Origin of the sequence: Paraburkholderia sp. 40 (genome assembly GCF_050434105.1) — a bacterium.
GTDB lineage: Bacteria > Pseudomonadota > Gammaproteobacteria > Burkholderiales > Burkholderiaceae > Paraburkholderia > Paraburkholderia tuberum.
Map to the genome: position 1 here is coordinate 2514235 of NZ_JBNPVY010000002.1, position 11913 is coordinate 2526147.

An 11913-nucleotide genomic window follows, 5' to 3' on the forward strand; every position below is an offset into this window, starting at 1 on the left:
GCCGCGGCTCGGTCGCGCGGCAGCGGGCGAGTTCGCCGGGCACGCCGTATGCGTCACCGTCCGCTCGCGCGCCAGTAGGCGCGATCCCTAAAATGTCCTACTCTGTTTTTTTAAACCGCTCCGACAGGCACGCGCCTCCCGTCCGTCTCCCGTGCGGTTCGCGTCTGCCATGTCGAACTTCCCGGAGGCTTCGATGACAGCCGTCGATCTGGAATTCGAGCAGCTCAACAGTACCGTCGACGCGCTACGGCGCTCAATTTCGAATCGCATGATGTACGGCGTCGGCAAGGACGCTGTCACCGCTCACCCGCACGACTGGCTGCACGCGGCCGCGCTGGCCGTGCGCGACCGGCTCGTCGCACGCTGGATGAAGACCACCCGCCTGCAATACGAGCAGGACGTGAAGCGGGTCTACTACCTGTCGATGGAGTTTCTGATCGGCAGGACCTTTACCAACGCGCTACTCGCGCTCGGCATTCACGATCAGATGAAGGAGGCGCTCGCGAGCCTCGGCGTCGACATGGACGCGCTGATCGATCTCGAACCCGACGCAGCGCTCGGCAACGGCGGTCTCGGACGGCTCGCGGCGTGCTTTCTCGACTCGATGGCGACGCTCGGCATTCCGGGCTTCGGCTACGGCATCCGTTACCAGTACGGCATGTTCCGTCAGGAAATCGTCAACGGCGAGCAGGTCGAGGCGCCCGACTATTGGCTGCGCGCCGGCAACCCATGGGAATTTCCGCGACCCGAAATCAAGTACATGGTGCACTTCGGCGGCCGCACCGTGCAGCGCGGCGACAAGACCGAATGGATCGACACCGAGCATGTGAACGCGACCGCCTACGACACCGTGATCCCCGGTTACGCGACCGACGCGACCAACACGCTGCGCCTATGGTCCGCGCGCGCGACCGAGGAACTCGACCTCGGCGCATTCAATCGTGGCGACTACCGCAACGCGGTCGATACCAAGAACATGTCGGAGAACGTGTCGCGGCTGCTCTATCCGGACGATTCGACGCCGGCCGGCCGCGAGTTGCGGCTGCGCCAGGAGTACTTCTTCGTGTCGGCGACGATGCAGGATCTGATCCGCCGCTATCAGCGCACGCACAGCACGTTCGGACGCTTCTCGGAGAAGGTCGCGGTGCATCTGAACGACACGCACCCGGTGCTCGCGATTCCCGAGCTGATGCGCCTGCTCGTCGACGAGCATCATGTGCCGTGGGACAAGGCGTGGAAACACTTGACGCAGATCTTCTCGTACACGAATCACACGCTGATGCCCGAGGCGCTCGAAACCTGGGATGTCGAAATGTTGTCACGCCTGCTGCCGCGGCATCTCGAGATCATCTTCGAAATCAACGCGCAGTTTCTGAAACACGTCAGCGAGCACTCGGGCCACGACGCCGAGATGATCCGCCGCATTTCGCTCGTCGATGAATATGGGCAGCGGCGCGTGCGCATGGCGTATCTGGCGATCGTCGCGAGTCACAAGGTGAACGGCGTGTCGAAGCTGCATTCGCAGCTGATGACGCGCGACATCTTCGCCGACTTCGCGCGCATCTATCCGGACCGCTTCACCAACGTGACCAACGGCATCACGCCGCGCCGCTGGCTCGCGCAGGCGAGTCCGTCGCTGTCGTCGCTGATCGACGCGCGCATCGGCACACACTGGCGCAGCAATCTGTTCGAGCTCGAGCAGCTGCGTAATCTGCGCAAGGACGACGAGTTCGTCGAAGCGTTCCGCGAGGCCAAACGACAGAGCAAGCTGCGGCTCGTGCACCGACTCGCGCATCACACGAGGCTGCACTTCGATCCGGACGCGCTGTTCGATCTGCAGGTCAAGCGCATTCACGAATACAAGCGCCAGTTGCTGAACTTGCTGCACGTGATCGTACGCTACAACGAGATTCGCGCGAATCCGGAGCGCGACTGGGTGCCGCGCGTCGTGCTGTTCGCGGGCAAAGCCGCGTCCGCGTACCGGATGGCCAAGACGATCATCAAGCTGATCGGCGACGTCAGCGAGAAGGTCAATCATGATCCGCTGGTCGGCGAGAGGCTGAAGGTCGTGTTCGTGCCGAACTACGGCGTCAGCGTGGCCGAGCTGATCATTCCGGCGGCCGATCTGTCGGAGCAGATCTCGATGGCCGGCACTGAGGCGTCGGGCACCGGCAACATGAAGCTCGCGCTCAATGGCGCATTGACGATCGGCACGATGGACGGCGCGAACATCGAGATCTGCGACGCGGTGGGGCGCGAGAACATCTTCATCTTCGGTCACTCCGCCGACGAGGTGGACGACTTGCGCGCAAGCGGCTATCGGCCACGGCATATTTACGAGGAGAACGAAGCGCTACGCACCGCGCTCGATCAGATTCGCACGGGCTTCTTTTCGCCGGACGATCCGCTGCGCTTCTCGGATATCTTTCACACACTGGTCGACTGGGGCGATCACTATATGGTGCTCGCCGATTTCGACGCGTTTGCGAAGGCGCAGAACGAAGTGGATGCGCGTTTCGTCGACAAGCACGCGTGGGCCGAAAGCGCGATCGAGAACGTCGCGGGGATGGGGCAGTTCTCGTCGGATCGAACGATCGGCGAGTATGCGCGCAATATCTGGCGCGTGAGTCCGCTCAGTCTCGGCTGAGCGCGAGATGACGGCAACGTAGTCGTTGCTTGCGGGCAAGCAGATCGAAAGCCGTGCGAGACTGGTGCTGATCAGTCGCGCACGGCTTCGTCATGTTCGATCGTCGCCCCGCGTCAAGCCTTCGGCGCGGCAGCCGCGGCCTTCGCCCGATGCACTGCCTCGCCGACGCGTTCGACGAATTCGCGATCCGTACTCATCAGCGCTTCGCGCTCGCCGTCGGCCGTCTTGACCATCAGCCGATGCGTGATGTCCTGGGTCACCCACGTAAGCCAACCGACCACGATCAGCATCACCCCGCATACGAGTCCCGACGCCGAGTGCAGCACGCCCCCGACGATTGCGCCGATCAGCCCGGCCACCGAGATCACGAGCGGCACGACCTTGTTCTTCTGCACGGTCACGACCTGCACGTCGACGATATCGCGCAGCGGGAAGACCTGACCTGCGGATGAGAGGGCGTTGCGCGTGACCGACACGCCGCGATCGTTGAAAGGGCTTTCCATCGTTTCAATGCGAGGGTGGTGAAGCGCGCAGCGTAGCAGACTTCCTTCAAATTCCTAAAGTTACGGACTTTTCTATCCCCTCTCAGGCCCGTGTTGCAAGGGAGAGCGATTCCAATCTGGAAGGCCAGCCCGCTCTCGCCTTTCAGCCTGACATCGAGGATCAGACAGCTAGGACCGCCGGGTTTGCGAAAATCCAGGAATTCGCGGACGGAACCGAACGGCTCGACGCAATACCCCACTGATTCCAGCAAGTCACGCAACGCCAGACGCATGGACTCTTCGTCGTCCACAACGAAAACTGTGGAGCCGGGGATTCCGCTCGTGAACGGCGGCGCATGCCTATCGGTAGCCGTAACAAATTCCGTGAAGAGCGCGCCCGAAGGTTCAGACCTTCGCTTGCCCGATCGGGACGCGTCGCGGCCGAAACAAGCAATGAGACGCCCAGAAGTATGACACGGCATAGCCCAAAGTATGAGGTCAATGTCCAAACGCAGCTTTGCAGCCGCTTGCAGGGATCCGTATGCTGGAATCGACGTCTGGAAGAGTCGCACGAGCGGTTGAGCATAAAAACCGGACTGGCTTGCAACATATGGAGAGAAATATGTCGTTCGCATCGCAAGAGTGCTTCAGACCATATCTCTATGCCCGCGGCCAGGCGCGGCCCGCACGGCCCGACCTGGCGCGCGCAATGGCGCGCAGCAGACGATGCAGAACAACCTTCGCGCCTGGCCGATGCATGCTTGGCATCACGAACGCCGCGGCCAGCCGCTGTTACCGACTGACGAGACGCGGACTGTGAATGGTGGATAAGTCGCCAGCATGCCCGTCGCGGGAGGAGAACGGCGCGCTGCCCTTCGCCGCGTCCCAAAGTCCAGAAGCAATGCTAACCCGATCGCTTTCGCAAGGAGTTTCGACATGCTGGCAAACGCAAACGTGATGGATCCGTGGGCGCAGACCATCTGTCTGCTGGGGACGCCTTCGCGCCAGTTGGCCGCTGTGGAAGGGGCCGAGCAGCGCCGTCAGAAGGCGCACTGTGCCGATGGATGCTTTACCGCCGCGGTGACGCTGATCGACCGTCCGACGTCGTCGACGGCCACGATTGCCTGGCGCGATGCGACGCGCGGCTGTTTCGGCGACCAGGCCTGGCGCATGGCGCGCGCGCGCATGCCGGGCTTCTGCGCGATGAGCGGGCAAGCGATCAATCCCGGCGACGCCGTCTACAAGCCGACCTCACGCCCAACGCCCATCAATGCGGAAGCGATGATCCTGGCCTGCGTGGTGCACGACGCGGCGACTCTCTGAACCGCGCACATCGTTTTTTGCCGCATCGAACGATGCCTGCTGCAATTTTGGCCGCGCGGCGTGGATAGCGTGTCCGCGGCTCGCGTACGATGGATTCGGCAGTATAAGTGTTTGGGGGAAACCCTTGACCGTATGGGGGTCAAGCCATATGCGCGGGAGCAGCCCCAGAAGATTCATGCCGTTCGACCGGCAGGGTCAACCGGAAAACCGCTCCGCGAGGCTGGTTTTGCTCAGCGTCGATGCGTCCGCCGTGGGCCTCCGCAATCGACCTGCAGATTGCAAGGCCCATGCCCATTCCCTCCGCTTTCGTTGTATAAAACGACTCGAACAGGTGTGGGAGGTCTGCTTCGTTTATTCCGACGCCCGTGTCGCGAACCTGTATGAAGGCATAGCCGTGCCCGTCGACTCCGGTCGTAACCGTCAGTACGCGGTGGTTGTCGACGACGCCATGCATTGCCTCGATGGCATTCACGACCATGTTGATCAGCACCTGCTGCACCTGAACGCGGTCGCCGCTGATCGAGAGGGACCTTTGCTTGAGTTCGCGCCGTAACTGAATGCCGTTGCGTGCGACGTCGGAGCCGGTTAGTGCAATCACTTCGTCCACCGCCTCGTTCACGTCCCAGCGCTCAGCACGCGTCGGCGCCTTTTTGACAAGCGAACGCACACGAGCGATAACCTCGACCGCGTGGTTGCCATCATCGACGATGCGGGCGATCGCCTGAGCAGCTTTTCGCATCGCCGGCGGGTCGTGATCGAGCCAGTTCAGCGCCGCCGTCGCGCTCGTCATCATCGCCGCGATCGGCTGCTTCATCTCGTGCGCGATCGACGCCGTCAACTCGCCCAGGACGAGCACCCGATTCATTCGAACCAGGTCGGACCGCGCCTGCTCCAGCGCGTCCTCGAGCCGTACGCGCTCGGTGATGTCATTGTTGGTCTCGAGGACCATGGAAGCGCGCCCGGCCGCATCCCGCTGCAAAGTGAGACGGCAACTCACGATGCGCGGGGCGCCGTCGGCGCGACGCCTGGCGAACTGGCCTTCCCAGCTATCGTGCTGATGAAGCCGGTCAACGATCTGCTCGAGCGGTACGACGAATTGCGTGTTGAGCAATGTGTGCACGACCTTGCCTATGGCCGCTGCCCGGTCGAAGCCGTACAGTGCTTCGGCGCCACGGTTCCAGTAGAGGACCTTCCCGCTCATGTCCCACGTAAAGAAAGCATCGCGCGTCAGTTCGAGCAGGCTGGCCTGATATCGGTGCCGCTGTTCTGTGCGAAGGCTGCGGATAGTGAGAACGGTCGCCAGTGCAATCGTGAGATTGCTGATCACCTCATTTACGATGCCCTCGAGGATGGGGCCGGCAGGGCGGGTGAGCCCCCAACTGATCACCGCGAGCGCGATGCAGCCTGCGCCCACCAGCATGACCGTGCGCGTCGATCCGAATCTCGCCGACAGCAGCACAACAAGCACGTACAACGTGGCGACGGCGATGTCGAGAACCGTGACGGTATCGGCGAAGAAGATCAGCAACGCCAGTATCGACATCGCGATCATTGCCCGTCCGTTAGGGAAACGAAGGACATTCATTTTCGTCTGGTCTCTGATGGACGCGCGAAGCACCGACGGACGTAAAGCCGCGTTGGTTCAGCGCTCAATCGACGCTTCAGGAGGGCGCACGAATGAATCTGTCTAGTCGCGACAGTATAGATCGCGCGGCATGTGACCGGACAGGTCACGGTCGCTCGCTCCGTGTTTCCGCGGATCGCTTTGCGCCGCAAAGACAACGGTCGCCGACAGCGCGGAGAACATCGCATATGCCGGTAATGGCAGCTTGTAACGAGGCGCATAATTAATCCGTCGGCAGTAGTCTGGTCATCCACAGTGGCCAAAAGACCGCGATATGGTGCACGTCGCGATGGCTGCACCTGTTGGTGACTTGTGCGCCGCGGTAGGTCGTTAGCTACCAGGCTAAGGACCGCACTCGCTTTCCGATTCATTGCAACCGGACAATCAGGAAATCCATGCTTCCTGCGGTGACTATTTTTGATGTCCCGCTTCGGTTATATCGACCAATGCCAGTATCTGGCGTTGTCGCCGGTCACAGCGACAAGACGAAGAAGCTCGGCTTCGTCGCCGCCAAACGGATTCCGCAGGTGCTGCGCGACATCAATGGCGTTCCCGCTCGGCGCGCAGTCGGTCGATCCGTCGATTACTACGCATGAGATTTTTGATCTTGCAAAGCTTGCCGAGGCGTGCCTGTTGCTGCGCGCTCGTATCATGCAAAGTAAACTGGAGGCGCGCAAGATCACCCTGTCGATGCTTGCAGCCGCACAGGAAGCCAAGTTACCGTTCGTCAGTTGAACTTGCCGGTCGGCGAGCTTCTCGGCATCGTGTAGATCTTAGGCGTGCCATCACAGTGCGGCGACTCGTGGGCGACATGCGTCTACACCCGACACCGCCAGTGCATTCGATATGGAGCCATCCTGTCCGGCCTTGCAGTCGCTGATATCAAGCAGCGCGCTGCAAGCTCTGCGCCGACAGTCCGAACTGCCTTGCTATCGAATGCAAGCGGTCGTTCCACTCCCAAATGCCAAAGATGTCATGTACGTTCTGCAGGCAACTCAGGAGCTCGACCGTCTCGCGGCAAGAGATGTTCACCCTGGCTCGCAGCAGTGCACGCTTTAGTGCGGCAACGCCGGCGTCCATGTAGGGGGGAATCTGCGTGGCTTCGGCTAGAACGAAGCGCACAGGTACCCCCTCCATCGACGTCCGGTAGTCGCTCAGGCGCACGAGCGCACCAACCGGGCAGCCGCCGCATTGGCCGCGGTAAGCGCCGCCACCGCGCGGCATCAGTGACGCGCGACCCTGACTGATAAGGTGCACGACGGCCAGATCAAAAATCTGCTGGTGAGTAAGATATGTCCGCGACATCATTCGCTCCGACGAATATGAGTGTGTGCGCAACACGACTCACGGACTGCGCGCAGTAGCGGGTGCGCACCGCTTGGACGCATCGCTTCCGAATAGAGCAGGGCCGTTCAAGACTTTAGGCAAACGAGGCTTCGCAGCAGCGCCGTCCATGCTTGCCAGGATAGGAGAAAAGTTGGTATCAAATCCATTCTTCGAGCGTTTGAACTTGTGCCCACAGTTGTTTGCCGGAGGCATACGTCGGTATTAGCCCACAACCTCAAGCGCGTCATGAATATACTTGGGTTGCCAGGACGATGAAGGCCATGAGAATGGTTGGAAGCTGAGGCTCTCAGGAGTCTTTTTGCGGCTCACGACGTTAGCACTTTCTCCCGACCTACCAAAACACAGATCAGGCGGCATAATATTCAGCGTCCACCCCGAAGCGTTCTCCCTCAGCAAGGTCTTGCACGCTTTCCCCCAGGAATAAGAAGTCTTCAACCGCGGCTGCAATCGTAGGTGCGCGTTACAGGAACGCCAGAATTGATGAAAGGATGGGTTCCGTTGAATATCACTCGATACGTCGGGGCCGGAGCCGGCCATCGGTGGGGTTGCCTTTGAGCGAGCCGGCAATCAGATGGGTCCCCAAGACGAAGACGATGCCGATTACGCTACCGGCGACGACGTCTATCGCCCGGTAGTCGGCCAGGAAAACAGCGTGCCCCGCGACAATGATCGCGACCGCATGCAGCGCGCATCTCGTACCGAACGCAATGACATACCGGTTGAAAGCGACGAGCGTCAACACGGTAGCGGCTGTCAGTACATCGAAGAACACTGGCGCGTGGGGCATGAAGACTCCCACCAGCATCCCTGCGGGAACGCCGACGATTGCACCGATCATCCGGTCGTTCCATTTGGCGCGCGCCGTCGCGAGATCGCCCGTGACAACGCTGGCCGCCGACCAAACCAGCCATTGCCCGTAGTGAATGCCTTGCCATTCGACAAGCGATGCCGCCACGCCAACAGCGAGGGCAGCGGCGACAATCCCTTCGAAACATCCTGACGCCGGCGCTTCAGTCACCTGCCGAAGCGCGAGCCAACCACGGCCGGCCGATCCGCCCGCTAACTGCTTCGAAAGCCGGGAAGCGCTCGAAGCGAGGATGACGGGAATCGCTGAGCAAAGCAGATACGGGAGGACCTCCAGACCGAGCTGCCCTAATCGATGTCCATTGGCATGGTCCGCCGTTGCAAAGGCAATGTAGAGGACAGGAATGAAAGTGAAGCTGCCGGTCCAGCGCATGCCTGGCCCCGCGGCAGCGATGCCCGCGCAAACGATGGCGAGCAGGACGGACGCCATCACGAACGTCTCCGGTCTTCCAAGCGACAGGGTCATGACCACAACGCCCAACCCTATTGCGAGCGCATGCAGCAGCACGCCAACCGGTGCAAGGCGCGAGCGTTCCGCGGCAATGAAGACGGACAGCGTGACGATCTCAGCGCGAAACCACATTGGATCGCCTGTCACGAGTCCCGCGATGAAAATCGGCGCAAGCAGTATGGCGCCACGCGACAGCATCCGGAAATTGATTAGACCGTTGAACATATAGGTGGCAATTGTGCGTCGATGAACAACTCTTCTTCTGACGGGACCAGCATCCGGTCGATGCGGGTCTTTGCTATCAGGGCTCTTTGGCGCGCCTGACGACCTAAGGTTTGATCGGCCACTACTGCGTCAGACAGCACTGCAAGCAGTATCGGTTTCCACCGGCATATACGCAATGCACGCGTTATAGCGATCTCCATATCATTTTATGAATAACAGTCGGGCGTCATAGATCAGCGCCGTCCATAGCGGTACGACGGTCGGCGCGGCTCCATGCTCGTCACCGTTACGTCATGCGTTGGTGTTTCCATATATTGCGTTTCATTACCGGCCATTCAGCACATGCCGGTGCCGCCGCTTCCCCGCGTACACGCTTCAGGAGAGAAACATGCCCAGCATTCAACCTGTTTGTGCATTAAGCCGTGTTGTCAGTCGCGCCGCGCTGGCGTTCACCGTACTTTGTTTCGCCGCTGGCGGCGCCGATGCGCAAAGTTCGGCGAAGCCGGTGGTCACACCGGGCTTCAGCCTGAGCGTTTTCGCGACAGGTTCCGGAGGACTGTTCAACGCACCCGACTCCCTGGCCGTGCTCGATGATCATGTCTGGGTCGGCTATGCAAACCTCGGCGCACCGGATGGCTCGAATGGCGCGAGGAGCGAGATCGTTGAGTACTCGCTGGACGGCAACATCGTGAAGAGTTACGAAGTGGCGGGACACAACGACGGCCTGAAGGTCAATCCGTACACTCGTGAGATCTGGGCGATGCAGAATGAGGATGCAAATCCGAACCTCGTCATCATCAACCCCGCGACCGGCCAGGCCTCTGCACCTTATTCCTTTGGCAAGACGCTGCACGGCGGCGGTTACGATGACATTGTGTTCAAGGACGGTCAGACCTACTTCAGCGCGTCCAATCCTACCCTTAACGGCAGCGGCCAGAATACGGGTCCCGCGATTGTCCGCGTTGTGCACGTGGATGCAAACACTCACACGATCAACGTCACGCCGGTATTGCGTGGCTCACTGGACGCCAGCAACATCCCGTTTGGCACGGTGGCGCACCTCAACCTGATCGATCCGGATTCGATGACGCTGACGCCGTCGGGTGATGTCCTGCTTGATGATCAGGCAGATGGCCAGCTCGTTCTGCTGCGCTCTTCGGGCGATGAGCCGCGGGTGCAATATCTTCCGCTTCTCGGCCAGGTGCTGGTTGACGACACGGTGTTCGCGACTGCGCGACGGGGCTTCCTGCTGGTGGCCGATACGAAGACAAACACGATCTACAAGATCAGCGCCAACGTCTGGCCGCGCGGCGCAGCATTCTCGGCGTCCACGGGCGTAGCTACTGCCGCATCGCCAGTGCCGGGCTATGTGGGCCAGCTGGATTTGCACAGCGGGGCGCTCCTTCCGTTAGTGACCAACCTGGTCAGTCCGCACGGCATGGCGTTCGTAGCGCAAGAGGACGAGCAGCAATAACGCGCTCACGTTGCTTGCCGAATGACGCAGTCGCCGCGAGCACTTACGCGGCGATTGCGTTAATCGGTACGTGCTGTTGCCACAGAACACTAATGAAGCTTGACGCGCGGCAGCGTGGTGCGCCTCAGCCAGTGCGCGACGGTATCGAGCGTCATGCGCGGATAGCCGTGCAACCCGGCAATATGCAGCCGATAGAGCGACATGTACATGAAACGCGCGAGCAATCCTTCGACGAGCATACTGCCGCCGACGAGCCCGCCCATCAGGTTGCCGACCGCACTGAAATGGCCGAGCGAGACGAGCGAACCGGAATCGCGATAGGTAAACTCCGGCAGTTGTCGGCCGTCCAGGCGGTAGCCTAGCGCACGCACCAGAAAGCTCGCCTGCTGATGCGCGGCCTGGGCACGCGGCGGCACGTTGCGGTCATTGCCTTCGTTACCGGAGCACGGACAGGCCGCGCAGTCGCCGAGCGCAAAGATATCGTCATCGGTGTGCGTCTGCAGCGTACGCCGCACGGCCAGTTGGCCGAGGGTCGTTACGGGCAGCCCGTCGAGCTTCGCGAGCACGGCCGGCGCCTTGATTCCGGCCGCCCAGACGGTCAAATCGGCGCGCACGGTCTTGCCCCCCGCCGTCCGCACGAGACCGGGTGCGACCTCCGCCACCCGTTCGCCCGTCATGAGCTTCACATCGAGCTTTCCCAGCAGTCCCGAGGTTGCGCTAGACACACGCTCCGGCAACGCGCTCAAAATGCGCGGCCCCGACTCGATCACGACGATGCCGATGTCGCGACTCGGATCGAGCTTGTGCAGGCCGTACGCCGAAAGCACCTGCGCCGTGTTGCGTAGCTGGGCGGCGAGCTCGACGCCCGTCGCGCCGGCGCCGACGATGGCCACCTGGATGCGCGGTTCGCCTGGCGGCGACACAACCGGCCCGCTCTCGTCGGTCTCCTGGTGCTGGTGCTCGGCGCGCATGCAGGCGGCAACGAGACGCTTGCGGAAACGCTCGGCCTGCCAGACCGTATCCAGCGCGAACGAATGCTCCTCGGCGCCTCGCACGCCGAAAAAATGCGTGGAGCTGCCGATGGCAATGACGAGCGTGTCGTACTCGAGTTCGCGCAGCGGCAGCAGATCCGCGCCATCATCATCCAGCACGGGGGCGAGCGTGACGCGTTTCGCCGCGCGATCAAGACCGACCAGCTCGCCCTGCTGGAACTCGAAGCCGTGCCAGCGCGCCTGCGCCGCATATGCGAGTTCCTCCGTGAAGGGATCCATGCTGCCGGCCGCGACCTCATGCAGCAGCGGTTTCCAGATATGCGTGGGATAACGATCGACGAGCGTGACGAGCGCGCGCGGCTCCCTGTTCCGCTTGCGCTTGCCATAACGATCGCCAAGGCGCGTCGCGAGCTCCAGCCCCCCCGCGCCTCCCCCTACGACGATGAAACGATGCATGCGTAGACTCTCCGTATTTGCAATTCGC

8 protein-coding genes and 2 pseudogenes are annotated in these 11913 nt (G+C 61.5%); 4 read left to right on the forward strand and 6 right to left on the reverse strand.

All coding sequences use genetic code 11. The features are described from left to right. Positions 1–193: 193 nt before the first annotated feature. The gene (locus tag OKW28_RS12920) at positions 194–2647 is read left to right on the forward strand and encodes a glycogen/starch/alpha-glucan phosphorylase (protein ID WP_429446017.1); all 2454 of its coding nucleotides are present in this window, start codon (positions 194–196) and stop codon (positions 2645–2647) included. Positions 2648–2760: 113 nt separating this feature from the next. Here OKW28_RS12920 and OKW28_RS12925 read toward each other — a convergent pair whose 3' ends face one another. Together OKW28_RS12925 and OKW28_RS12930 are read right to left on the reverse strand one after the other, a co-directional pair. Next, positions 2761–3150, reverse strand: coding sequence for a DUF6232 family protein (locus OKW28_RS12925; protein WP_184072498.1), 390 nt, complete (start codon positions 3148–3150; stop codon positions 2761–2763). 104 nt (positions 3151–3254) lie between these two features. Continuing rightward, a pseudogene (locus OKW28_RS12930) lies at positions 3255–3464 on the reverse strand (response regulator transcription factor); the annotation flags it as partial. Between the two features lie 601 nt (positions 3465–4065). Between OKW28_RS12930 and OKW28_RS12935 the strand changes: the two are divergent. Further along, positions 4066–4452: a DUF3331 domain-containing protein gene (locus OKW28_RS12935; protein WP_429446018.1), complete on the forward strand. Its 387-nt coding sequence runs from the start codon at positions 4066–4068 to the stop codon at positions 4450–4452. A gap of 139 nt (positions 4453–4591) precedes the next feature. On the opposite strand, the gene OKW28_RS12940 is transcribed toward OKW28_RS12935, so the two are convergent. Further along, positions 4592–6004: a two-component system sensor histidine kinase NtrB gene (locus tag OKW28_RS12940; RefSeq protein ID WP_429446020.1), complete on the reverse strand. Its 1413-nt coding sequence runs from the start codon at positions 6002–6004 to the stop codon at positions 4592–4594. Positions 6005–6493: 489 nt separating this feature from the next. Here OKW28_RS12940 and OKW28_RS12945 point away from each other — a divergent pair. After that, a pseudogene (locus OKW28_RS12945) lies at positions 6494–6679 on the forward strand (BMP family ABC transporter substrate-binding protein); the annotation flags it as partial. Between the two features lie 279 nt (positions 6680–6958). Here the strand turns inward: OKW28_RS12945 and OKW28_RS12950 are convergent. Together OKW28_RS12950 and OKW28_RS12955 are read right to left on the reverse strand one after the other, a co-directional pair. Then, positions 6959–7384, reverse strand: coding sequence for a hypothetical protein (locus OKW28_RS12950; RefSeq protein WP_429446022.1), 426 nt, complete (start codon positions 7382–7384; stop codon positions 6959–6961). 544 nt (positions 7385–7928) lie between these two features. Beyond that, on the reverse strand, positions 7929–8963 hold the full coding sequence (locus OKW28_RS12955; RefSeq protein ID WP_429446024.1) for an FUSC family protein: 1035 nt from the start codon (positions 8961–8963) through the stop codon (positions 7929–7931). Positions 8964–9351: 388 nt separating this feature from the next. On the opposite strand from OKW28_RS12955, the gene OKW28_RS12960 reads away from it, so the two are divergent. Next, positions 9352–10437, forward strand: a complete 1086-nt coding sequence (locus OKW28_RS12960; protein ID WP_429446026.1) for a hypothetical protein — start codon at positions 9352–9354, stop codon at positions 10435–10437. An 89-nt stretch (positions 10438–10526) separates the two neighbouring features. On the opposite strand, the gene OKW28_RS12965 is transcribed toward OKW28_RS12960, so the two are convergent. Then, positions 10527–11885, reverse strand: coding sequence for an NAD(P)/FAD-dependent oxidoreductase (locus OKW28_RS12965; protein ID WP_429446028.1), 1359 nt, complete (start codon positions 11883–11885; stop codon positions 10527–10529). Positions 11886–11913: the final 28 nt, after the last annotated feature.